This window comes from Solibacillus cecembensis (assembly GCF_050272495.1).
GTDB lineage: Bacteria > Bacillota > Bacilli > Bacillales_A > Planococcaceae > Solibacillus > Solibacillus cecembensis.
This window is the reverse complement of sequence record NZ_JBNNMF010000011.1, coordinates 112,350-135,080: the sequence shown is the minus strand read 5'-3', so window position 1 is coordinate 135,080 and position 22,731 is coordinate 112,350. Positions and strand designations below refer to the sequence as shown.

Genomic DNA, 22,731 nt, shown 5'->3' with positions numbered 1-22,731 from the left:
CAAAAAACACATCCCTTCAGAAATTTTGCGACAATCCCTATCATACCATACCCTTCTTTTTGAAATAAATTTTATGCTTTAAGGTATTATTTGCATTTCTCCAAATAAAAAACACAAGCAAACTTCATTCCCAATGGTTTGCTCGTGTTTTAGCTATTCTTTATTTGCTTGAATTTCACTAAGTAGTTCGTAGCGGTTTGTCCATACTTGAATAAAGTCCGGTGCGAATGGGCCACGTCGTTGTTCAATCCAACTTATTAACGTTTTTACATTTCTCTTTAAAATTTTATCGATTACTTCTGGATAATTCATTTCCTTTTTATGCTGCTCATATTCATCTTCATCTAACAATGCATGGCTCATGTCTGGAAATACTTTGACATCAAGATCATAATCAATATACTTTAAACAATTATTATCAAATACAAATGGGGAACTAATATTACAATAGTAATAAACCCCATCTTCACGAAGCATACAAATAATATTAAACCAGTGCTCTGCATGGAAATAGCAAATAGATGGTTCACGTGTCAGCCATGTACGTCCATCCGATTCGGTAACAAGCGTTTTTTCATTTGCCCCAATAATAATATTTTTGGTCGCCTTTAAAACCATCGTTTCTTGCCAGACACGGTGGATATTACCGTTATGTTTATAGCTATGTATTTGTATCGTTTCTCCTTCTATTGGTAATGCCATTTGAAGCCCCACCTTTTCGTCTAAGATAAAAATTCTAGCAGTCTTTAAGTCATTATAACAATGGTTTGACAAAACTTGTAGTTAGATTATCATCATTTTCATAATTGTGAAGAAAAAGGTTCTTTTTGCATTATCTAAAAAGGAAAAAAGTGCATTCAATTGAATGCACTTTCACCAGAATAATCGTCTTTTCACACTGTAATAGGTTTAATTAACACAAAGCAAATTAAAAATTGTTGTTATTTTGCTTCGTAAATTGTTTATTACGTTGCTCAGTTTTTTGCTTTTGAGTTTGTTGTTGTAATTGATTTAAATCTTGTTCCTGCCCAAATTCCTCTCCATTATTTTGTTGTTTGTTCGTTTGTTGCCCTTTTTGCAATGGATTATTTTGATTTTTCTTCATCAATATCACCTCCATGCTTACTATTGTGGTCTGAGGTGAATTAAAATATGCCTGCATGTTATTGGTAATATCGATGTATAACTAGGAATAAATCCTTCTACTTCTACTTTAACTTCTCCCAAATTTTTAACATTGGAACAGGCATGGGTAAATCAGTAATTTGCTCCTTTGTAAAAAAGGTTGCATTTGCAGGTAATTGCCCCGTAATATCTTTTGCATCCACTAAGTAACTGTCCACATGCCATTTCAAATGAGAGAATACATGCTTAAAATTAACTAACGGAATTAAAACCGTATCTAAATTTAATTCGTATTGCTCTGCTGCTTTTGTTAAGCTAATCGAACTGGCATCACGTTCAATCATAATGAATTGCCACATGTTTGCGAGCAATCCACTTTCATCGCGCTTCTCCATCAAAAAGCGTCCTTCATGATCACGTACAACAAACACATCGTAGTGTAAATCCTTTGTTTTCACTTTTTTCGTCTTCACAGGTAAGCTTGTCGGGTCCCCTTCATGAAATACGGTACAATAATCTCTCACAGGGCAAAGTAAGCATTTTGGTGAAGTAGGTGTACAAATTAACGCACCGAGCTCCATCAATCCTTGATTAAAAGCAGATGTATTTTCAGCATCAATTAATTCCATAACTGCTTCTTCAAATATTTTTTTCGTTTTAGGTAACGTAATATCCGCGTCAATATTCAAAACACGGCTTAGTACGCGCATAACATTGCCATCCACCGCATGTTCTGGCTTTCCGTAAGCAATACTTAATATCGCACCAGCTGTATATGGTCCTACGCCTTTTAACTTCGAAATATCGACGCGATTATTCGGAACTTGCCCGCCGTATACTTCTACTACTTCACGAACTCCTGCTTGTAAATTACGAGCACGCGAATAATAACCGAGCCCCTCCCACATTTTTAATAGCTCGTCTTCAGGTGCATATGCTAAACTTTCAGCCGTTGGATACTTGCTCATAAAACGGTCATAATAAGGAATAACTGTATCAACCCTTGTTTGTTGGAGCATTACTTCAGAAACCCATATATTATAAGGTTCGGTTGTATGTCTCCAAGGTAAATCACGATGTTCCTTCTTAAACCAAGTTACTAAAGATTGTCGAAATTGTTTCGTATATTGATAATTCACTATTTCCTCCAAAGAATTCGATTTTATTTTATTAAAAAAGGGTATATTATAATTATAAGGTTTTGTAAAATATTTCCGTTCTTTAACGGTTCCACTAACGAGGAGATGACTAAATTGGATTCAGGCACACATTTCGTTATGGGAATTGCTTTAGGCGGCTTGGCACTTGCCGACCCCGTCGTAGCAAGTCACCCTGTTACATTTACTGCAGTGATCATAGGTACAATTATCGGCTCACAAGCTCCTGATGTGGATACGGTATTAAAACTCCGAAATAATGCGACCTATATTCGACATCATCGTGGAATTACACATTCGATTCCGGCTGTTTTACTATGGCCTATTTTAATTACCGCTATTTTAGCATTAATTATGCCTGAAGCTAATGTATTGCACTTATGGATATGGACACAGCTCGCGGTTTTCCTTCATGTTTTTGTTGATATTTTCAATGCTTATGGCACACAGGCGCTCCGTCCATTTTCAAGGAAATGGGTCGCATTAGGCGTAATTAATACCTTTGATCCATTCATTTTCGCTATTCATTGCGTCGGTATTTTATTATGGGTGTTCGGTGCAAATCCTGTCATCACTTTTGCCATCATGTATGTCATTATTATTGGTTATTACATTTTACGTTTCGCTGTACAAAAGGCGATAAAACAAGCCGTTCACCATGCAATTCAAGATGAAGAGTTTGTTATCGTTGCACCAACTATGCGCTTTTTCCATTGGCGAATTGCAGCTAAATCGAAAACACATTATTATGTTGGACGTGCCTACCGGAGAACCGTCAATATTTATGATAAATTTGAAATCCATCCGATTCCTAAAACAGAACTTATAGACTCTGCTTTGAAAGATTCCAATATGGCAGCGTTTTTATCTTTTTCTCCACTGCATCGATGGGAAATTTCAGAACTCGAAAATGGATTAACCGAGTTGCGTCTCATTGATTTACGCTATCGAAGCAATGATCGCTATCCATTCGTTGCAGTTGCACATCTAGATGAACAACTGGCTATTGTGAATTCCTACACTGGGTGGATTTTTACTGAAGATAAGCTACAAAAAAAATTACAAATTGGCGCGGGTAATGAATAGCTAAAGATAATTTACCGATTCAATCGCGTGCATAACTATAAACAAACCTCCTTGAATTTTATTTTTCAAGGAGGTTTGTTCTCAATTCAATGTATCTTCACTATTATCTAATAAATGTGCGTATTTCGGATTACGACCAGCAAACAAATGCAGCTTATCACCGTAACTTGTAATTAATTGACGCACTAGATTTTCCGTATATTCCGTGCCGCGATAATTATTGCCAGCTTTGGCCGAAGTTGCTTCAAAATCGCTCCACAATAACTCAATCCAAACTCTTGCACGTCCTGTTGGCATTTCAGGGTTTTTCGTTACTAACTCCTGTGTTAGTTTTTCAATAGTGTTCTCCATCTTATTTCCCTACTTTCATTGGTTGTAAAATAGATACCGGTAACGCTTCTTCAAAACGGTCGCTACCTAAACGATGGCCCCACGCAAAACGACCTTTTAAATAATCCACTTGGAAAAAGTCCCCTGGAGAACCCGTTATACGGTACATCTCACCTGGAATAATCGTATCTAAATCGACTAAATAAGCCTCAGCCATTAGCGCTTTACGCTCGTATACTGCAAATTCATTTACAATTCCTAATTGCTCTGCTTTACGAGATCTTTCACGTAAATTCGCAATTTCTTGGCGTAATTCTTGCTCAGTCATTGAGTTATAATTTATTTCATTCATGTTGATCTTGCTCCTTTTGTTCGATAAATTGATTGATTACTTCTACTGGAAACCCCTTTTGATAAAGGGCCTGCTTTACTTTATTACGCAGTTCATATCCGGTAAATTTAGAAGAAAATTTGCGCCATATTTTATCGCCTTGATCTTCCATTAATATTTCCCATTCATCTTCTGCACGTTCGAACTTCATCTGTTCCAATATTTCTTTTACTACTGTATAGGAATAGCCTTTTCGTAGCAATATATCTTGTATCTTTTGCTTTATTTGAACTGGTGTTTTATTGCTATTTGTGCGCACAGCTTTTTCAGCTAATTCCATTGCTAACTTCATTTGTTCATCATGCTCAAATGTCGCAAGCACTTCTTGCTGTAAGCTTTTATCAATGCCCTTTTTCATTAAATCTTGGCGGATTGCTGCTGGTCCTTTTTTTGCCGTCCGTTTGCGCGTTTCCAGTAATGCCTTTGAATAGCTTGCATCATCTAAAAAGCCAAGCCTAGTTAATTTATGTAGTGCTTCTTGAACGACTGCTTCACCATGTCCAGCTACTAACAGTTTTGTGCGCACCTCATGTTCACTGCGCATTTGATAACTTAAAAAATTTAATCCTTTATTAAATGCCTTAGCGATTTCATCCTCATATTGTATTTCATCTATTTCTGACTGCTCAAGTATTTTGCCTTTTTGCAAGTCAAATTTGATAAGCGTGTTCTCATCAACAGCAAAGGAATACTGTTCGTTTAAATAAATATTATAGCGTTCTGGATTATGTTTTTGGCGACCAATTTTTGTAATCGTTTGCACCTGAACACCTCATTTCAGCTTTTTTTACTATCTCAATGGATGCATTCCATTTTAGTATATCTCTTTTTACTTTGTTTTTCTTGAACGGTATACTATAAATAAATGATTTTCCTTGGAGGGCTCAATGTGAAAATTGCAATTGCTGGTGGCACGGGAATGGTCGGTAAAAAATTTAGCAGTCTCCTTTTAAATAGCGGACATGAAGTCATCGTGTTAACGCGAGGGGAAAATAGATTCCAAAATGGCATTCAATTTGTGAATTGGCTTACAAATTCAGCAAACCCTGAAGCGGCACTTGAAGGAATTGATGCATTTGTCAATTTAGCCGGTGTTTCATTGAATGATGGTCGCTGGACAGTACAGCAAAAAGAAAAGATTTATCAAAGCCGCATGGAATCTACTGATGAAGTGCTGAGAATATTTAATGCACTGCAAAATAAGCCCCGCGTATATATAAATGCTAGTGCTGTTGGAATTTATCCTGTTTCCACAACAGCTTTTTATACAGAAAACTCTACACAAAAAGCGAATGACTTTTTAGGTACGGTCGTGCAGCATTGGGAGGACCGCGCATTAAAAGCAGAAGCGCTTGGCATTCGAACTTGCCTAGCAAGATTTGGTGTTATTTTAGCTAAAAATGAAGGTGCCTTACCACTTATGACTCTTCCCTATCGACTTGGTGTCGGCGGAACAATCGGTTCAGGTCACCAATGGGTTAGCTGGATTCATATTGAAGATGTAGCAAATGCCTTACTATTTGTCATTGAACATGAAACGCTTACTGGTCCTCTTAATTTCACTTCTCCAAATGTTAAGCGAATGAAGCATTTCGGGAAATCTTTAGGTGCTGCGTTACATCGTCCGCACTGGCTACCTGTCCCGAGCATTGCATTAAAACTTGTACTTGGCGAAAAAAGTATACTTGTCTTAGAAGGTCAACATGTAGTACCAGAAAAATTATTACAAGCAAATTTTTTATTTAAATTCATTTCCGTTGAAGATACCATTACGGATCTTGTTAGCAATTAGTTGGCTTCGTATTTTCCATTTTTAACTTTAAGCTATACATTCGTATATATTTTTTTCATATGCGCAACCTACTTGGAAAAGGAGGTGGCTTTTTTATGCTTAAACATAAACAACATGTCGTCGGTGTACTTTTCATTGTATTCGCAACGTTTATTTCATTTATGACCGTTGCCCGTGCCGAGGAATTCCATTGGGGCTTTAAGCCGAGTCGTGATGGCGCAACCGTTGAAATCGGCCAACCATTAGAAGGAATGTTAGAAAAATACGGTGCCATATATAAAGGAAACAAGGAGCGTAAAGTTATCTATTTAACCTTTGATAATGGCTACGAAAACGGTTATACCGAAAGCATTTTAAATACACTGCGTGAAGAAAAAGCGCCTGCCACGTTTTTCTTAACTGGTCATTATTTAACGAGCGCAAGTGATTTAGTGAAAACAATGGTTGCTGATGGGCATATTATTGGGAACCATTCGTATGGGCATCCGAATATGGCTCGACTTTCTGCAAGTGAAATGCAAAAAGAATGGCAGCAGTTTGATGCAAAACTAAAAGAGCTAACTGGCATTGAACGCACGATTTATACGCGTCCACCAGAAGGTACTTTTAATGAACAAGTTCTAAAAGTCGGCAATGACTTAGGTTATCGCCATATGTTTTGGTCCATCGCTTTCAAAGACTGGCTAAAAGATGAACGCCGCGGCGCAGATTATGCGTACAATGCATTGATGAATCAATTACATCCTGGAGCGGTTATTTTAATGCATACCGTTGCGCAAGATAATGCTGAAGCTCTTCCTAAATTCATTAAAGATGCCAAAGCAAAAGGCTATACTTTTAGCTCACTTGATGATTTAGTGATGGAATACGAAGGGGTCGCTAATTGGTAAAATAAACGCATGTCATACGCATCCTTGCTTCACTAAAATCCCGCTTCTTTCATTTCCTCCATTTGTCCGTTATAATGATGAGATAATATTGCATCGACAACTCGCACTAATTTTAGTGCGAGTTGATGTGTTTAATTATGCAATTATCTGCAATTAAAGGACGTGTAAAAATGAGTGAAGTAAAAATGGAAGTCGGGCAAAAATTCCCGCTTACGATAAAGAGACTCGGAATTAATGGTGAAGGTGTAGGCTTTTATAAGCGCAATGTTGTATTCGTAAAAAATGCGATACCTGGCGAAGAAGTAACAGTAAAGCTAACAAAATTGCAAAAGAATTTCGCGGAGGCTGAAATTTTAACTATTCGTAAAGAAAGTGAATTTCGTCAAGAAGCACCTTGCCCTGTTTATACAGAGTGTGGCGGCTGTCAGTTACAACATATGACATATGATCACCAACTCCTTCATAAGCGTGATTTGGTCGTACAAGCATTAGAAAAGTATGCGAAGGAAATTGCAGCAAAAACAGAAATCCGTCCAACAATTGGGATGGAAAACCCTTGGAATTACCGTAATAAATCACAGTTCCAAGTACGCAAAGAAGGCAAACGCGTTTACGCTGGTTTATTCGCTGAAAATACAAATGAATTACTAAATATTAATGACTGCTTAGTACAGCATCCGATGACATCAAAAATTACAGTCGGTGTACGTAAAGTATTACAAAAGTTAAACATTACAATTTACGATGGTAAAAGCTTAAATGGACTAGTACGAACAATTGTCGTTCGTACAGGAGTAAAATCTGGCGAAACACAAGTTTGTCTTGTAACGACTCGCAATGAGTTACCACATAAAGCCGAATTAATCGAACGTATTAAAAAAATTGATCCGTCGATTGTGTCAATTACGCAAAACGTCAACCGTGATAAATCTTCGTTAATTTTTGGCGAAGAAACATTCGTATTAGAAGGTGAGATGGCGATTCGTGAAAAATTAGGTGAATTTGCATTTGATTTATCAACACGCGCATTCTTCCAATTAAACCCAGAGCAAACAGTGCATTTATACAACGAAATTAAAAAAGCTGCAGCGCTTACGGGTAAAGAAAATGTTGTAGACGCTTATTGCGGTGTCGGAACAATCGGTATGTGGCTAGCAGACGGCGCACGTGAAGTTCGCGGCATGGATAATGTTGATGAGGCCATTGCGGATGCTAAATATAACGCACGTTCAAATGCCAACCTACAGCATGTTCGCTTTTTCCCAGGATCTGCTGATAAATGGTTATTCCGCTGGTCAAAAGAAGGCTATCGACCAGATGTTATTTCTGTCGATCCACCACGTACAGGCTTAGAACCAGGCTTTATTAAAACAGTATTAAATATTAAACCGAAAACATTCGTTTATACATCATGTAACCCGTCTACTCTGGCGCGTGATTTACAAGAACTTTCAAAAATTTATGACGTAGAATATATCCAACCAATCGATATGTTCCCACAAACTGCTCAAGTAGAAGCCGTTTGTCGACTTGTTTTACGTAAATAATCATTATGTTCCAAAAGCTCATTCACTCAATAAAGAATGAATGAGCTTTTCTACTTGCATTATATAATCGTTTATCAGAATATTAAATAAAGTGAAAATAACGGAGGCTGATTATAAATGGGACGTGTCGTACATTTTGAGTTTCATGTAGATAATATGGACCGTGCTAAAACGTTTTACGGTATTGTTTTTGACTGGAAGTTCGAGGACTGGAGTGAATACGCAGGTATGCCTTATTTCGGTGTTACAACTGGAGATAATGAAGAACTAGGCATTAATGGTGCACTTATGCAGCGTCAAGGTCCATCGTCAATGCCTGGACAAACTGTAAATTCTGCGGTCTGTACAATGGGCGTTGAAAATTATGATGCAACAGCTGCAAAAATATTAGAAAACGGTGGTCAAATCGCGATGCCAAAGTACGCATTACCTGGTATGGCTTGGCAAGGTTATTTCATCGATACAGAAAATAATATTTTTGGTCTTCACCAACCCGATCCAAACGCAAAATAACTTTTATACAAACGCGATGAAAATTCCATCCCTTTTCGTCGCTTTTTTCATTTAATAAAGCTTTCCGAAAAACCTCCCTCCTAATTTAACTCTTTTTCATGTAATATAGAGCAAGTAGGAGGTGTATGAATTGAAAAAGTTTCTTTTTATCGTGGTGATTTTTGCCCTTACTTATACTGGATTACAGTGGATTTCCGGTTTACTTTTAACATCTAACAGCGACTCAGACATTAGTGCAAATAATAGTTCCATGCTTCAATCCGCAGTTACATTCGGTGGCGTAAACTATTTAAATGTATTTATGTACATAGTATTATCCGCTATTATTACGGCCATTATTTACTTCACAGTAAAAAGCAGACGTTCAAAAAGTTAATTTTGAGCCCTGCTTTTTATGCGATTGCAGCTCTGTTTTACATAACATAGCACTTTTTTAAAATCACAAAAGTCCTAGCTAACTTTATCTCTAAAAGTTAACTAGGACTTTAATTATTACTTAATCTTATTTCATTTTGCATAAACTAACATCTCGGTAAATTGACCGAAAAACGTTTCAACACCCTCCCTTATACGAGTTTAGATTTGTTTACTTTTTTCAACCAACTCCCTTTCGTTAAGTTACTTATTACATTATCACAGCACTTCAATTTTGTAAATATTCTGAATATATTATTTTTCAAATTGATTACTAATCCCTATTATTTCCCCTATTACTGGATAACCTTTAAACGGTAGGAATAACAAAACCTTTTCGTATACAGTTGGATTGATATGGATATTACTATAAAAGAAGTAGTATAATTAAATTAAGCAAACATTAAAGGAGGGAATTCCATTTTTTCCACAGAAAAAAATGGCGCTTATGAATCCAATTACAAACAAAGAACAACAAGTAACCTATTTAAAAGAACGTTTAGAAATCTTCCTTGAGGTTTTAGATGCAATCGATCCTGAAACAACTGAACTAGACGACATCGACCGCTTGATTAAAATGATGGACGATTTAGAAGATAAAATGGACCAATTCCAATCTCGTGAATCAAACAAATAATAGTTAGGGCAATACTTTTTACAGTATTGCCTTTTTTGTGCACTATTCTTTTTAATAAAAACTGCCTATTTCTCAGTATAAAGGCTTAATTTCACAAGATTCATATCATTCTATGTAAGCGCTCTTTTTTTTCTTATCTAAAAGAGCTATAATAAACTATGAATTATAAAATATTAATTATATTTTTCTGGGGGGAAAAATAAGATGTCATATCTAGATACATTAGAACAAAGTCTTTACAACTTAATTACTGAAACTTCTACAAACTTACCAAAGGATGTTCGCCGCGCAATTAAAAAGGCAAAGCAAGCTGAAAACGCTGGTACACGTGCTGCGATGAGTTTGGATACAATTACTAACAACATCGCTATGGCTGAAGATAACGTTTCACCAATTTGCCAAGATACAGGTTTACCAACATTCAAAATTTATACTCCAGTTGGCGTAAATCAACTTGAAATTAAAGCAGCCATTAAAAAAGCGATTGTTGCAACAACTGCTGATGCAAAATTACGTCCTAACTCAGTGGATTCATTAACGGGAGCTAACTCTGGTGATAACCTAGGTGAGGGCCTTCCAGTAATGAAATTCGAACAATGGGAAAATGACTATATTACAATCAAGCTTATCCTTAAAGGTGGCGGCTGTGAAAATAAAAACATCCAATACTCTTTACCTGCTGAATTAGAAGGTTTAGGTCGTGCTGGACGTGACTTAGACGGTATCCGTAAATGTATCCTTCACTCAGTATGGCAAGCACAAGGACAAGGCTGTTCAGCTGGCTTCATCGGTGTTGGTATTGGTGGCGACCGCTCTTCTGGATACGATCTTGCAAAAGAACAATTATTCCGTTCTACAGAAGATGTAAATGAAAATCTAGAACTTGCAAAATTAGAAGAATACATCGTAGAAAAATCAAATACTTTAGGCGTTGGTACAATGGGCTTCGGCGGTGAAACAACTTTATTAGGTTGTAAAATCGGCGTCATGCACCGTATTCCAGCTTCATTCTACGTTTCTGTTGCATACAACTGTTGGGCATACCGTCGCATGGCGATCGATATTAACCCTTCAACAGGTGAAATCATGAACTGGCACTACCAAGACGGTGAAAAGATTACATTTAAAGAAGAAAATGTAGCTTCTCAAGTTGAAGAAACAACTACTGAAATCGTAAAATTAACTGCTCCAATCACAGAAGAGCAAATTCGTTCACTAAAAGTGGGTGACGTTGTATCAATCGACGGTCGCATGTACACAGGTCGCGATGCAATCCACCACCACTTAATGGGTGAAGGCGTGGAAGCTCCTGTTGACTTAAACGGTCAAATCATTTACCACTGTGGTCCTGTAATGGCGAAAGACGAAGCTGGCAACTGGGTAGTAAAAGCGGCTGGTCCAACAACTTCAATGCGTGAAGAGCCATACCAAGGTGATATTATGAAACGTTATGGTATTCGCGCTGTTATCGGTAAAGGCGGCATGGGTCCAAAAACATTAAAAGCTTTAGGCGAACATGGTGGCGTTTACTTAAATGCAATCGGTGGCGCGGCTCAGTACTACGCAGACTGCATTAAATCAGTTGACGGTGTAGACTTAATGGAATTCGGTATTCCAGAAGCAATGTGGCACTTAGGTGTTGAAGGCTTCACAGCAGTTGTAACGATGGACTCTCATGGGAACTCATTACACGCTGATGTTGAACAATCTTCTTTAGAAAAATTAGCATCACACGCTGAACGCGTATTCTAATTCCTACAAAAAAGCGACTCTCCCATTCATTTGGGATGAGTCGCTTTTTCATTTTTTCTTCTAGAAAAGCAAGTATTTTCTACTGAACTAACGGTGCATTTTCTGCAGATTCATTATAAATCTTTGTATCTAGCTCATTCGTTGCACGGCTTGAAACGATACCAGAAACCATTGAACCACTTACATTTAATGCAGTACGTCCCATGTCGATTAATGGTTCCACTGAGATAAGTACACCTGCCAGAGCAATTGGTAAATCCATAGCGGATAATACGATAATTGCTGCAAATGTCGCTCCCCCACCTACACCGGCTACACCAAATGAACTAATCGCCACAATTAAAATTAATGATACTAAAAATGACGGTGTTAATGGATTAATACCAACAGTCGGCGCAATCATAACTGCTAGCATCGCTGGGTATACACCCGCACAGCCATTTTGACCAATGGATAATCCAAATGATCCCGCAAAGTTGGCAATTCCATCTGGAATACCAAGGCGCTTCGTTTGTGTTTGAATATTTAATGGAAGCGCACCAGCACTTGAGCGTGAAGTAAACGCAAACAATAACACTTCTGCTGTTTTTTTCACATACGTTAAAGGATTTAATCCTGTTAAAGAAACGATTAATAAATGCAATAAGAACATCGCGATTAATGCGACATAAGAAGCGATTACAAATTTTCCTAAATCCATAATAGCTCCAAAATCACTCGTTGCTACTGTTCGTGCCATTAGCGCAAGTACCCCATATGGCGTTAAGCGTAATACGATACGAACGACACCCATAATCAATCCGTAAAGTGCATCCACACCTTTTTTCACATTCGCAGCTGTTTCTTCTTCTTTACGACGCAATGTTAAATAACTAAAGCCTAAGAATGCTGCAAAGATAACAACCCCAATTGTTGAAGTTGCACGAGCACCTGTTAAATCTGAAAATGGATTTGCCGGGAACATCGTTAAAATTTGATCTGGCATCGATGCTACTTCTGCAGAACGCTCAGTCATCATTTCTCCACGAGCAATTTCAGCATCACCTTGTATAATTTGCGTAGCATCTAAATCAAACGCAACAGTTGTCACAATCCCTATACCAGCTGCAACCGCTGTCGTACCTATTAATACAGTTAAAATAATAGCAGCAGCTTTACCAAAGTTCTTTCCAACCGTCACTTTCGTAAATGCCGCTAAAATTGAAATGAAAACTAAAGGCATAGCTATCATTTGTAATAATTTCACGTAACCATTGCCTACGATATTATACCAAGGCATCGTTGCATTAAGTGCTTCCGATCCAGTCCCGTACCCAAACTGTAAACCTAATCCTAGTAAAATCCCCAACCCTAAGCCTATAAAAACACGAGTAGAGAATTTCACATGCTTTGAATTTAAGTAATATAAAAACGCAACAATGAGTAATAGTAGCGCAACATTAAACAACACTAAAAAATTCAATAATAACCCCTCCTATATAAATTAATTATAAAAACAATAATAACCTATAATTCATATTAGTCAAGTAGGAATAAAAAAGTTCCATATTTTAATATTATTTTCTTAGTATTTACAAAATGGCACCTTTAAATTATAATCATTATAAATAAATAATTAATAAAATATAAATGAAACTCATTATCACCTGTATTAACAATGAAAATCATTATCAAGGAGGTCCATATGGAATATTCTAATCGAGAAAGTTTATCATTAAATGAGAAAATAATTGAACATAAAGAATTAATTGCCGCTCTTTTTTCTGGTGTTATTATTCTACTAGCTTGGCGCATGGAAACAAACGAACAAATAACAGCAGCGATCATTGCGTATCTTACTGCATTTTTTATAGGTGGTTATGCAAAGGCGAAGGAAGGTATTTTAGATACGATTGCAAATAAATCACTAAACGTTGAAATCTTAATGATTTTAGCTGCCATTGGTTCGGCTATTATTGGCTATTGGACGGAAGGTGCCATCTTAATATTTATTTTTGCTGTAAGTGGCGCACTGGAAACATATGCAATGAATAAAAGCCATCGTGAAATTTCTGCCTTAATGGAATTGCAACCTGAAGAAGCTTGGTTAGTACGTGGTGGGTTCGAACCAATTAAAGTTGCTGTAAGTGAATTAAAAGTAAATGACCATATTTTAGTAAAGCCAGGAGAGCGGATTCCTGCCGATGGTAACATATTCAACGGTGTATCCACTGTTGATGAAGCGGCCATTACTGGAGAGTCTATGCCTATTACAAAAAATATCGATGATGAGGTTTTTGCAGGTACTGTAAATTTAAACGGTGTTTTAACAATCCGTGTGACAAAACCTAGTACCGATACATTATTCCAAAAGATTATTACACTCGTGCAATCTGCGCAAAGTGAAAAATCCCCTTCTCAGCAATTTATTGAACGCTTTGAAGGTCCTTATGTGAAAGGTGTTTTAATCGTCGTTGCATTAATGATGATCGTTCCCTACTATTTACTTGGTTGGGATTGGACAACAACGTTCTATCGCGCCATGGTATTACTTGTCGTAGCATCGCCATGTGCACTAGTTGCAGCCGTTATGCCAGCAACATTATCTGCTATATCAAATGGTGCAAAAAGCGGTATTTTAGTAAAAGGTGGCGTGCATTTTGAACATTTAAGCGTTCTTCGCGTCCTTGCCGTTGATAAAACCGGTACATTAACACAAGGTACCCCTGTTGTAACTGATTTTATCGTCCGTGAAAATTTAAACAAAGAAGATACATTGGGAATTATTGCGGCCATTGAAGCACAATCAAATCACCCCCTTGCACAAGCAATTATACGCTACGCAAAGGCACAAAATGTATCCGCGATTCAAAATATTTTAATCGAAGACATTCCTGGGTACGGAATTAAAGCAACAGTTGATGATCAACATTATTCAATTGGTAAACCAGACTTTGTTGGAAGTGAGCTAGCACGTAACTTTGCCGATGGTGCATTAAACCAATTAGGTACTGAGGGCAAAACAGTCGTATTTTTAAAAGACGCAGAAGGAATTGCTGCGCTGATTGCTATGCAGGATGTTGTACGTGAAGAAGCTAAGAAAGCCGTTGCCGAGTTAAAAGAACTTGGTATTGAAGTCATAATGCTTACAGGAGACAATGAAACGACAGCCAAAGCAATCGCAAAAGAGGCAGGCGTTACAAACTATGTAGCGGAATGCTTACCAGAAACAAAGGTCACGCATATTAAAGAATACAGGTCATCGCATAAACACGTAGGAATGGTTGGAGACGGCATTAATGATGCACCTGCTCTAGCAACGGCTTCAGTCGGCATTGCAATGGGTGGTGGTACTGATGTTGCCTTAGAAACAGCGGATGTGGTCCTAATTAAAAATGACCTTTCGAAAATTGCCTATGCGGTAAAACTATCACGTAAAATGCAACGAATCATTAAACAAAATATCATTTTCTCACTTTCTGTCATTGCACTATTGATCATTTCAAACTTTTTACAAGTCATGAATTTACCACTTGGTGTCATCGGACATGAAGGCAGTACCATTTTAGTTATATTAAATGGGTTACGTTTATTGAGTAAAAATGTTTAGTTCCATATAAAAAACACGTAATTTTTTTACGTGTTTTTTTATTTAAACAATTGTTGATTTATTTTCTATTTGCAACTTTTTTGCGATTTGTCGCTTTTGAACGGTGGCATTTAAAAGTCCTCCAAATATTAAAATCATTCCGGTAAAGTACAGCCACAGCATGAGTATAATGACCCCACCAATACTGCCATAAGTAGCGCTATAATTGCCAAAATTACTAATGTAAAATGAGAAGCCATACGTTAATATAAGCCAGCCAGCTGTTGCGAAAATAGCCCCTGGAAATACACTTATAATCGGCAATCTCGGATCAGTATTCGGGACAATCCAGTACATCGCTATTAAGATAATACTAATTAATGCTGGCGGCATAATCCAACGTACGAAAATCCAAACCTCTTCAAATGTACCTGTCACGCCAAAATAGCCAAATACGATATCACCAATTTGCCGCCCAAATACCGGGAGTACAAGCGCTAATAAAATGACAGCTACTAATGAGATGGTAAATAGTAAAGACCATAAACGATTTTTAAAGCTCACTTTTCCCTCTACATCATACGCGCGGTTCAATGCTTTCATCAACGCGTCAACTCCTTTTGAAGCTGACCAAATTGTACCTAAAATACCGATAGATAATAATCCGCTATTTTGGTTATTTAACACATCTACTAATGTTCCTTCTATAAAGCCATATACTTCATTGGGCATAATATTATCCAAAAAATCAAACACTTGACCTTGCTCTAAATTCAAATAAGGTAATAATGTCACCATAAATATGAGCATCGGAAAGAATGACAGTAAAAAGAAAAAGGCTAATTGAGCACCCATTCCACTCATATCACTTCGCTGTATTCGATATAATAAATCTTGTATAAAACCTTTTGTCGTTAACATATCAATTGATGCGGGATCTGGTGATATATAGGATTTTACAAACATCCATTTATCTTGGAATTTTTCCTTTTCATTCATGCAGCCACCACCTTTAAGAAGATATTAGCCTTGCTGCTCGTCCTTTTTAGAAAACACTTGAATAGTTTCTGAAACTAAACTTTGAATCGTATTTGGTAATGTCTTTAGCTCATTAGGGTCTTGTCCTTGCAATAAGGTTTGTACATTATCATTCACCGATCCATATACCGACTGTGCTTGTTGAATTTTCGAACCTACTATCTCCATTAATTCTTCACGGTTTTCAGCATAATAGGCTACGGTACTTTTTACCTTTTTAGATGTTTCTAACGTGTGCTGACGTGTCTCCTTATCCAACATACTAATTGCGGCACCGACTACAGCACCTATTACAACTAACGGTAGTAATTTACTTTTCCCCATAATTTCTTCCTCCTAATATCCACTATTCAATTTTATTCCTAAATCAATTATGCCTCGGCATAATTGCGTCCAGATTTTTTTCAAGCGCGCTTGAAAAACTCCCCTAAAAAAATCTGTGACATCCGCCGGATCTTAACTTGATTCAGTTAGGGTTTGAACCGACACTGATTAGAATTTCCTATTCGGCATTCATCCTCCACTTATAGAAGTATGGGATGAATGCTGAATCAAGTTAAACTTACATATATTTTAACCAAATTCCCAACTTTTTGAAAGCAAAGCACTCATGATTATGTTGACAATTGGGAAACAAAATGAAATGATAATTCTGTATACATTGAAAGGTAGGGCACATGATTATGGAATTATCAAATCCAACACAAGAAAATGTGATTTTTATGATCGAACAAATTAAAGAAAAACTCCGTATGGTAAACGTTGATGCGATGCAAGCGGATCAATTTAACGCTGAAAAATATGAGGATTTATTATATTTATACAATATGGTTATGAAGCGCGAATCATTTAGCCTAAGCGAAATGAATGCCATCGTCTTAGAACTTGGTGAGCTTCGTAAATAAAGTATTTGAAAAAGAAGCCTATCACATACGTGATAAGCTTCTTTTCATGTTTCCTCGACAATATTCCCCAGGAAATGAATGCAATTACGCCTTGGCGTAATTGCGTCCAGATTTTTTTCGAGCCCGCTCGAAAATCTCCCTTAAAAAATCTGTGACATCCGCCGGGGGCATCGGGCCAACACGACGTTGGTCACTCAGGCGTTGCCGCACGATGCGGCGTTCTTAGCTTGAGTTCCACTATTTCAGCTATGGCTTTAATTCCCACTAATTAATATTGTATATCTAGAGTTTATATTCAACTCTTTTTAGTATGGAACCTGCTGAAACAAGTCGACTTATTTAATTAGTTCTACAGCGATTTTCGCGCCAACACGTGCGTTATTTTTTACTAATGCAATGTTTGCTTCTAATGATTTACCTTGTGTTAATTCTTTTACTTTGCCTAATAGGAATGGTGTAACATCTTTCCCTGCAATACCTTGTTGTACTGCTTCTGCTAATGCGTTTTCTACAATTCCATTAATAAAGCTTGCTTCGATCGAGTCTTCTGCTGGAATTGGGTTCGCTACTAATGCACCACCGCGTAAGCCTAAATCCCATTTTGCACGTAAAATTGCAGCTGTTTCTGCTGGAGAATCTGAACGGAAGTTAACATCAAATTCACTTTCACTTGTGTAGAATGCTGGTAATTTATCCGTACCGTAACCGATTACAGGTACACCTTTTGTTTCTAAATATTCTAATGTTAAACCGATATCTAAAATCGATTTTGCGCCTGCACAGACAACTGCTACATTTGTCATTGCTAATTCTTCTAAGTCAGCTGAAATATCCATCGTTGTTTCTGCGCCACGGTGAACACCACCAATACCGCCTGTTACGAATAATTCGATTCCTGCTAATTCAGCACAAATCATTGTTGCTGCCACTGTTGTAGCACCAATTTTTTTCGTAGCTAATAAATAACCGATATCACGACGAGATGCTTTTGCAACGCCTTGTGCATTACCGAACATTTCTAGTTCTTCATCCGATAAACCAATTTTAATTTTTCCATCGATAATAGCGATTGTTGCTGGAACTGCGCCGCCATCACGAATAATTTGTTCTACTTCACGAGCTGTTTTCACGTTTTGTGGGTATGGCATACCGTGTGAAATGATTGTTGATTCTAATGCAATAATTGGTAACCCTTTTTCTTTTGCTTCTAAAACCTCTTGTGAATATGATAAATATTGTTTCATAATAATTCCCTCCATTGATGTAATGCTTCATTTGTTAAATCTGGTCTTACTGTTTTTTCAGATTGCAACGTTTTTGATGCGCTGACTAATCCTAGCTGAATCGCTGTTTCAAAGTCTGTATCGTTTAGGGCCCCATGTAAAAATGCACTAACAAATGCATCTCCCGCGCCCGTAACATCAATAATATTTGTAGTTTTTACAGCTTCAAAATGTTGTATTTTTTCTTGATTTCCAGCTAATACACCGTATTCTCCAAGTGTTAAAATAACTGATTGTGCACCTTTTTGTACTAATTGTCGAACTGCAGCTTCATAATCTGCCATATTTTTAAGTTTTACTTGTAAATATGTCTCAGCCTCATCACGATTACAAATAAAATAGCTTACACCGTTTAAATTATCAGGCATGTGAATCATCTTAGGTGATGATACTGGCACGATGACAAACGGAATATTACGCTGTTTGGCTAAATCCTTTGTATATTGAACTGTTTCCGCTGGGCAATTTAAGTCAATGATGATACAACTTGCTTGTTGCAATGTTGCCTCATGTTTTTCTAGTACAGTTGGTAGGAGCTTTGTATAAATCGACATATTAGCCATGGCGATTACTAGCTCTCCCGTATTATCCAACACTGCTGTATAAGAGCCTGTTTTTTCATGTTGCAGCTTTTCTATAAGCTCAAAACTAATAAACGGAGCACTCGTACTTTCTAAAAGCTGGCCATCATGATCCTCACCAAGTGTTGTTAATAATGAAACCTGATTACCTAGTCGGCCTAAATTTTCTGCAATATTACGTGCAACGCCACCAATACTTTCACTAATTGTAGCTGGATTTGATGTCCCTAAATGAACATCTTTTTCAATCGAAAATTTCCGATCTACATTTGCCCCACCGATTGCAATAATTTGATTTTTTGCAGGCAGCACATACGCCCGTCCAATAATTTCACCCTGTTTAATTAACGAGGAAATCATATTTGCTATTGCCGGTCGAGACATCCCTAATTGTTGTGCCATCTCTTGTTGTGATAAATATGGATTTTCTTTAATTAGTTGGAAGACTAATTTTTCCTTATCATTCATAGTCTCACCTCCCCAACTCGAACATTTGTTTATATTATAAAACATTTGTTTAAAGGTTGTCAATTTTTTATTGGAGACCTCTAAAAACGTCTTAATTATCAACTTGCACTATATTGTTTCCCCTAATTACTAGCATTATAACCACAAAAAAAGTGCTATTTTGAATTAATCAAAATAGCACTTCCTTAACTTTACTCTATAATTGCTTGTCCTTCTTCATTAACACGAGGTTGAACAAGCACCTCTACTCGACGGTTTTTTGCACGACCATCTTCTGTATCATTTGTAGCGATTGGTTTAAATTCACCATGGCCTTTTACACTGAAATAATTTGCATCCAGCTCTTCATTGCCACTTACTAATATTTTCATAAAGTTTACTGCACGCATTACTGATAATTCCCAGTTCGATGCAAATTCATTTGTTTGAATTGGTACATTATCTGTGTGCCCTGTTACAACGACGTTACGTGGTGGATCAAACATAATAATTTGTGATAAGTCAGTCGCAAGTGCCATATATTCGCTTTTTACTTCTGCTTTACCCATATCAAAAAGAATACTATCACGGATTGTTATTAGTAATCCTTCATCCGTCATTTTTGTTTCAAATAACTTCTCAAGCTCATTCACGGCAATAAATTCATCCATGCGCTCCTGAACTTCTTGTAAAGCTTTTTGATCTTCCAAATATTTCGTTGCACCCGATTGAACATCCGGTGACACGCTATCTGGTGCTTGAATAACTGCCGGGTAATCTAAAACACTAGTACCACTAGTGAACACGTCATTAAAAACAGCAGACATTTGTTCTAATTTCTTTTCATCGACTGTACTTGAAGCAAATAATACAATAAATAGGGCTAGAAGTAATGTCAAAATATCGGCATACGGTACTAGCCATGATTCGTCAACATGTTCTTCATGTTTTTTCTGTTTTTTATGCCTCTTTGCCAAGGCCACCCGCCCCGCTTTCCGTAATTTGCTTACGCTCTTCCATTGGTAAATATGAAGCTAGTTTTTGTTCAATTACACGAGGTGCTTCACCTTCTAAAACAGATAAAATCCCTTCAACCATCATGTATTTTTGCTTTACTTCCACTGCAGATTTACGCTTTAGCTTATTTGCAAATGGATGCCATAATACATAACCAGTAAAAATACCTAATAATGTTGCTACGAAGGCTGCTGAAATCGCAACACCTAACTTATCAATGTCAGTCATATCTTTTAACGCAGCAATAAGTCCTACTACTGCACCAAGTACCCCTAATGTAGGAGCATATGTACCGGCCTGCGTGAAAATGAGAGCACCACTAGTATGACGATCTTCCATTGCCTCTACTTCTTCTGTTAACACATCACGAATATAGTCCGCGTTTTGACCATCAATCGCTAATGTTAAACCATTTTTTAAGAAGGGATCTTCTACTTCTGATGCTTTACTCTCTAAAGCTAATAGACCTTCACGGCGAGCTAAATCCGCCCATTGGGAGAACATTTTAATCAATTCAATATCGCTCGCCAATTTTGTTTCTTTAAATAAAATCTTAAAAAGCTTTGGTACTCGCTTTAATTCCTTCATTGGGAATGCAATTGTTACTGCAGCAATTGTACCAAAAATGATAATTAAGATTGCAGCTGGGTTTAACAATGCGTCAGGTGTAACACCCTTCAGGAACATCCCTAGTAGCAGTGCAAAAAATGCGATAATTACTCCAACAAGTGATGAAATATCCATATGTAGTTCCTCCAATTACTTTGTCTATTTATTACTTCGGTCTATTTAACTTTTTATTAACTTCCTATACACTAGTATATAGGCAATTATTGTTTTTTTCGATGCAATTATACATTTTTCATCGTATTTTGCCATTTTTGATTACAATGTATCAAGGTTACCAAAATTTATAGGGAATAAATCGGAGGAATGATTCAAATGGACTTAGATTTTAAGAAAAATTTAACAAATTATGCTAGATTAGCAGTAAAAATAGGAGTTAATATTCAACCAAATCAATATTTATATATTGCAGCTTCTATTGATTCTGCAGCTTTTGTACAAATTGTTACAAAATTGGCCTATGAAATTGGTGCGAAACAAGTTTTTGTCGATTATACGGATGATCAAGTTGCTCGTCTTCGTTACGAATTAGCTCCTGAGGATTCATTTGACTTCTTCCCTCCATGGAAAATACAAGAGCGTGAATGGTTAGCTGAGCAAGGGGCAGCATTTATGCATATCGTTTCACAGAGCCCTGATTTACTAGCTGGTGTCGATTCAAAACGTATTGCCACATTCCAAAAGGCGTCAGGTACCGCTTTAAGTAAATATCGCCAATATGTACAATCTGATAAAATTAGCTGGACTGTTATTGCAGCCCCTTCCAAACAATGGGCGGCAAAAGTTTTCCCTGAATTAGCTGAAGATCAACAAGTTGATGCACTTTGGGATGCTATTTTTAAAGCAACACGTGCCGACTTAGAAAATCCAATCGATGCTTGGGCAAAACACAATGATACACTTCATGAAAAAGTAGATTATTTAAATGATAAAAACTATGCAAAATTACATTACACTGCTCCGGGGACAGATTTAACAATTGCCCTTCCAAAAGGACATTTATGGTGTGGTGCAGGCAGTGTCAATGAAAAAGGCGAGGAATTCATGGCCAATATTCCGACAGAGGAAGTATTTACAACGCCTCATAAAGATGGTGTCAACGGCTATGTTTCAAGTACAAAACCATTGAGTTATGGTGGCAATATTATCGATAACTTTAAACTGACATTTGAAAATGGACGTATAGTGAATGTAGAGGCAGAACAAGGTGAAGAAGTATTAAAAAACCTTGTCGCAACAGATGAAGGTTCTCATTATTTAGGGGAAGTAGCACTCGTTCCATTCCAATCACCTATTTCTCATTCAAATATTTTATTTTACAATACATTATTTGATGAAAATGCGTCGAATCACTTAGCCATTGGAAGTGCTTATGCCTTTTGTTTAGAAGGCGGTAAAACAATGTCACGTGAGGAATTATTAGAAAACGGGCTGAATCAAAGTATTACACATGTAGACTTTATGATCGGCTCTGCCCAAATGAACATTGATGGGATTACTGAAGATGGCAAACTAGAACCGGTATTCCGAAATGGCAACTGGGCCTTCTAAATTGTTCTGAAAATTTCAAGATGTTGTCAAACTTTCATTCTATTCTATAAAAATTACACAAATTCCCCTACAATGTTCTA

24 protein-coding genes are annotated in these 22,731 nt (G+C 37.0%); 11 read left to right on the top strand and 13 right to left on the bottom strand.

Annotated features, from left to right (window positions below):
- Positions 1 to 153 precede the first annotated feature (153 nt).
- The 3 genes from ntdP to mutY all read right to left on the bottom strand — a co-directional run bounded on the left by ntdP (position 154) and on the right by mutY (position 2,264).
- Positions 154 to 702, bottom strand: coding sequence for a nucleoside tri-diphosphate phosphatase (ntdP, locus tag ACQKIH_RS11720; RefSeq protein ID WP_057984581.1), 549 nt, complete (start codon positions 700 to 702; stop codon positions 154 to 156).
- 226 nt (positions 703 to 928) lie between these two features.
- Entirely contained in the window at positions 929 to 1,105 is a 177-nt protein-coding gene (locus ACQKIH_RS11715; RefSeq protein ID WP_160320442.1) for a hypothetical protein, read from the bottom strand.
- A gap of 103 nt (positions 1,106 to 1,208) precedes the next feature.
- On the bottom strand, positions 1,209 to 2,264 hold the full coding sequence (gene mutY, locus ACQKIH_RS11710; RefSeq protein ID WP_427766152.1) for an A/G-specific adenine glycosylase: 1,056 nt from the start codon (positions 2,262 to 2,264) through the stop codon (positions 1,209 to 1,211).
- Positions 2,265 to 2,378: 114 nt separating this feature from the next.
- Between mutY and ACQKIH_RS11705 the strand changes: the two genes are divergently transcribed.
- The gene (locus ACQKIH_RS11705) at positions 2,379 to 3,368 is read left to right on the top strand and encodes a metal-dependent hydrolase (RefSeq protein ID WP_057984585.1); all 990 of its coding nucleotides are present in this window, start codon (positions 2,379 to 2,381) and stop codon (positions 3,366 to 3,368) included.
- Between the two features lie 81 nt (positions 3,369 to 3,449).
- On the opposite strand, the gene ACQKIH_RS11700 is transcribed toward ACQKIH_RS11705, so the two are convergent.
- The 3 genes from ACQKIH_RS11700 to recX are packed head-to-tail and all read right to left on the bottom strand — an operon-like array spanning position 3,450 to position 4,852.
- Complete coding sequence (locus ACQKIH_RS11700) at positions 3,450 to 3,719, bottom strand: YfhJ family protein (RefSeq protein ID WP_427766149.1); 270 nt, start codon at positions 3,717 to 3,719, stop codon at positions 3,450 to 3,452.
- 1 nt (position 3,720) lies between these two features.
- The gene (locus ACQKIH_RS11695) at positions 3,721 to 4,050 is read right to left on the bottom strand and encodes a YfhH family protein (protein ID WP_057984590.1); all 330 of its coding nucleotides are present in this window, start codon (positions 4,048 to 4,050) and stop codon (positions 3,721 to 3,723) included.
- Positions 4,043 to 4,852, bottom strand: a complete 810-nt coding sequence (gene recX, locus ACQKIH_RS11690; protein ID WP_427766146.1) for a recombination regulator RecX — start codon at positions 4,850 to 4,852, stop codon at positions 4,043 to 4,045. Before recX ends, ACQKIH_RS11695 begins: the two co-directional genes overlap by 8 nt.
- Before the next feature lie 126 nt (positions 4,853 to 4,978).
- Here recX and ACQKIH_RS11685 point away from each other — a divergent pair, with 126 nt between their 5' ends.
- The 7 genes from ACQKIH_RS11685 (at position 4,979) to ACQKIH_RS11655 (ending at position 11,634) form a co-directional block, all read left to right on the top strand.
- A complete protein-coding gene (locus tag ACQKIH_RS11685) occupies positions 4,979 to 5,881 on the top strand; it encodes a TIGR01777 family oxidoreductase (protein ID WP_427766143.1) in 903 nt (300 codons plus the stop codon).
- Between the two features lie 95 nt (positions 5,882 to 5,976).
- Positions 5,977 to 6,771 carry a polysaccharide deacetylase family protein gene (locus ACQKIH_RS11680; protein WP_427766141.1) on the top strand — a complete coding sequence of 265 codons (795 nt, stop codon included), beginning with the start codon at positions 5,977 to 5,979 and terminating at the stop codon, positions 6,769 to 6,771.
- A gap of 170 nt (positions 6,772 to 6,941) precedes the next feature.
- Complete coding sequence (gene rlmD / locus ACQKIH_RS11675; protein ID WP_427766179.1) at positions 6,942 to 8,318, top strand: 23S rRNA (uracil(1939)-C(5))-methyltransferase RlmD; 1,377 nt, start codon at positions 6,942 to 6,944, stop codon at positions 8,316 to 8,318.
- A gap of 117 nt (positions 8,319 to 8,435) precedes the next feature.
- Positions 8,436 to 8,831: a VOC family protein gene (locus tag ACQKIH_RS11670; RefSeq protein ID WP_427766138.1), complete on the top strand. Its 396-nt coding sequence runs from the start codon at positions 8,436 to 8,438 to the stop codon at positions 8,829 to 8,831.
- 130 nt (positions 8,832 to 8,961) lie between these two features.
- Positions 8,962 to 9,207, top strand: coding sequence for a hypothetical protein (locus tag ACQKIH_RS11665; RefSeq protein WP_057984601.1), 246 nt, complete (start codon positions 8,962 to 8,964; stop codon positions 9,205 to 9,207).
- Between the two features lie 486 nt (positions 9,208 to 9,693).
- Positions 9,694 to 9,882 (top strand): SE1561 family protein, encoded by a 189-nt coding sequence (locus ACQKIH_RS11660; protein WP_057984895.1) that lies wholly within the window; start codon positions 9,694 to 9,696, stop codon positions 9,880 to 9,882.
- A 204-nt stretch (positions 9,883 to 10,086) separates the two neighbouring features.
- On the top strand, positions 10,087 to 11,634 hold the full coding sequence (locus ACQKIH_RS11655; protein WP_427766136.1) for a fumarate hydratase: 1,548 nt from the start codon (positions 10,087 to 10,089) through the stop codon (positions 11,632 to 11,634).
- A 79-nt stretch (positions 11,635 to 11,713) separates the two neighbouring features.
- Here ACQKIH_RS11655 and ACQKIH_RS11650 read toward each other — a convergent pair whose 3' ends face one another.
- The gene (locus ACQKIH_RS11650) at positions 11,714 to 13,096 is read right to left on the bottom strand and encodes an L-cystine transporter (RefSeq protein WP_057984604.1); all 1,383 of its coding nucleotides are present in this window, start codon (positions 13,094 to 13,096) and stop codon (positions 11,714 to 11,716) included.
- 222 nt (positions 13,097 to 13,318) lie between these two features.
- Between ACQKIH_RS11650 and ACQKIH_RS11645 the strand changes: the two genes are divergently transcribed.
- Complete coding sequence (locus ACQKIH_RS11645) at positions 13,319 to 15,223, top strand: heavy metal translocating P-type ATPase (protein WP_427766133.1); 1,905 nt, start codon at positions 13,319 to 13,321, stop codon at positions 15,221 to 15,223.
- A 42-nt stretch (positions 15,224 to 15,265) separates the two neighbouring features.
- Here ACQKIH_RS11645 and ACQKIH_RS11640 read toward each other — a convergent pair whose 3' ends face one another.
- Positions 15,266 to 16,201, bottom strand: coding sequence for a YihY/virulence factor BrkB family protein (locus ACQKIH_RS11640; RefSeq protein ID WP_057984608.1), 936 nt, complete (start codon positions 16,199 to 16,201; stop codon positions 15,266 to 15,268).
- 24 nt (positions 16,202 to 16,225) lie between these two features.
- Complete coding sequence (locus ACQKIH_RS11635) at positions 16,226 to 16,564, bottom strand: YtxH domain-containing protein (protein ID WP_057984610.1); 339 nt, start codon at positions 16,562 to 16,564, stop codon at positions 16,226 to 16,228.
- Positions 16,565 to 16,923: 359 nt separating this feature from the next.
- Here ACQKIH_RS11635 and ACQKIH_RS11630 point away from each other — a divergent pair, with 359 nt between their 5' ends.
- Positions 16,924 to 17,145, top strand: coding sequence for a DUF1128 domain-containing protein (locus tag ACQKIH_RS11630; protein WP_057984897.1), 222 nt, complete (start codon positions 16,924 to 16,926; stop codon positions 17,143 to 17,145).
- 335 nt (positions 17,146 to 17,480) lie between these two features.
- On the opposite strand, the gene ACQKIH_RS11625 is transcribed toward ACQKIH_RS11630, so the two are convergent.
- The 4 genes from ACQKIH_RS11625 to motA all read right to left on the bottom strand — a co-directional run bounded on the left by ACQKIH_RS11625 (position 17,481) and on the right by motA (position 21,217).
- Positions 17,481 to 18,389: a pseudouridine-5'-phosphate glycosidase gene (locus ACQKIH_RS11625; RefSeq protein ID WP_057984612.1), complete on the bottom strand. Its 909-nt coding sequence runs from the start codon at positions 18,387 to 18,389 to the stop codon at positions 17,481 to 17,483.
- The gene (locus ACQKIH_RS11620) at positions 18,386 to 19,477 is read right to left on the bottom strand and encodes a carbohydrate kinase (protein WP_427766129.1); all 1,092 of its coding nucleotides are present in this window, start codon (positions 19,475 to 19,477) and stop codon (positions 18,386 to 18,388) included. The genes ACQKIH_RS11625 and ACQKIH_RS11620 overlap by 4 nt, the downstream gene beginning before the upstream one ends.
- A gap of 191 nt (positions 19,478 to 19,668) precedes the next feature.
- Positions 19,669 to 20,433 (bottom strand): flagellar motor protein MotB, encoded by a 765-nt coding sequence (gene motB, locus ACQKIH_RS11615; protein ID WP_057984616.1) that lies wholly within the window; start codon positions 20,431 to 20,433, stop codon positions 19,669 to 19,671.
- Positions 20,417 to 21,217: a flagellar motor stator protein MotA gene (gene motA / locus ACQKIH_RS11610; protein WP_057984617.1), complete on the bottom strand. Its 801-nt coding sequence runs from the start codon at positions 21,215 to 21,217 to the stop codon at positions 20,417 to 20,419. The genes motB and motA overlap by 17 nt, the downstream gene beginning before the upstream one ends.
- A 198-nt stretch (positions 21,218 to 21,415) precedes the next feature.
- Between motA and ACQKIH_RS11605 the strand changes: the two genes are divergently transcribed.
- Positions 21,416 to 22,651 (top strand): aminopeptidase, encoded by a 1,236-nt coding sequence (locus ACQKIH_RS11605; protein ID WP_427766126.1) that lies wholly within the window; start codon positions 21,416 to 21,418, stop codon positions 22,649 to 22,651.
- Positions 22,652 to 22,731: the final 80 nt, after the last annotated feature.

Excerpts from the sequence above, each read along its gene's own strand:
- ACQKIH_RS11635 (WP_057984610.1), bottom strand. The coding sequence starts at position 16,564 with ATGGGGAAAAGTAAATTACTACCGTTAGTTGTAATAGGTGCTGTAGTC.
- ACQKIH_RS11655 (WP_427766136.1), top strand. The coding sequence starts at position 10,087 with ATGTCATATCTAGATACATTAGAACAAAGTCTTTACAACTTAATTACT.
- ACQKIH_RS11625 (WP_057984612.1), bottom strand. The coding sequence starts at position 18,389 with ATGAAACAATATTTATCATATTCACAAGAGGTTTTAGAAGCAAAAGAA.
- ACQKIH_RS11605 (WP_427766126.1), top strand. The coding sequence starts at position 21,416 with ATGGACTTAGATTTTAAGAAAAATTTAACAAATTATGCTAGATTAGCA.
- ACQKIH_RS11680 (WP_427766141.1), top strand. The coding sequence starts at position 5,977 with ATGCTTAAACATAAACAACATGTCGTCGGTGTACTTTTCATTGTATTC.
- ACQKIH_RS11645 (WP_427766133.1), top strand. The coding sequence starts at position 13,319 with ATGGAATATTCTAATCGAGAAAGTTTATCATTAAATGAGAAAATAATT.
- ACQKIH_RS11715 (WP_160320442.1), bottom strand. The coding sequence starts at position 1,105 with ATGAAGAAAAATCAAAATAATCCATTGCAAAAAGGGCAACAAACGAAC.
- ACQKIH_RS11670 (WP_427766138.1), top strand. The coding sequence starts at position 8,436 with ATGGGACGTGTCGTACATTTTGAGTTTCATGTAGATAATATGGACCGT.
- motA (WP_057984617.1), bottom strand. The coding sequence starts at position 21,217 with ATGGATATTTCATCACTTGTTGGAGTAATTATCGCATTTTTTGCACTG.
- ACQKIH_RS11620 (WP_427766129.1), bottom strand. The coding sequence starts at position 19,477 with ATGAATGATAAGGAAAAATTAGTCTTCCAACTAATTAAAGAAAATCCA.
- rlmD (WP_427766179.1), top strand. The coding sequence starts at position 6,942 with ATGAGTGAAGTAAAAATGGAAGTCGGGCAAAAATTCCCGCTTACGATA.
- ACQKIH_RS11695 (WP_057984590.1), bottom strand. The coding sequence starts at position 4,050 with ATGAATGAAATAAATTATAACTCAATGACTGAGCAAGAATTACGCCAA.
- ACQKIH_RS11640 (WP_057984608.1), bottom strand. The coding sequence starts at position 16,201 with ATGAATGAAAAGGAAAAATTCCAAGATAAATGGATGTTTGTAAAATCC.
- ntdP (WP_057984581.1), bottom strand. The coding sequence starts at position 702 with ATGGCATTACCAATAGAAGGAGAAACGATACAAATACATAGCTATAAA.
- ACQKIH_RS11630 (WP_057984897.1), top strand. The coding sequence starts at position 16,924 with ATGGAATTATCAAATCCAACACAAGAAAATGTGATTTTTATGATCGAA.
- ACQKIH_RS11660 (WP_057984895.1), top strand. The coding sequence starts at position 9,694 with ATGAATCCAATTACAAACAAAGAACAACAAGTAACCTATTTAAAAGAA.
- ACQKIH_RS11700 (WP_427766149.1), bottom strand. The coding sequence starts at position 3,719 with ATGGAGAACACTATTGAAAAACTAACACAGGAGTTAGTAACGAAAAAC.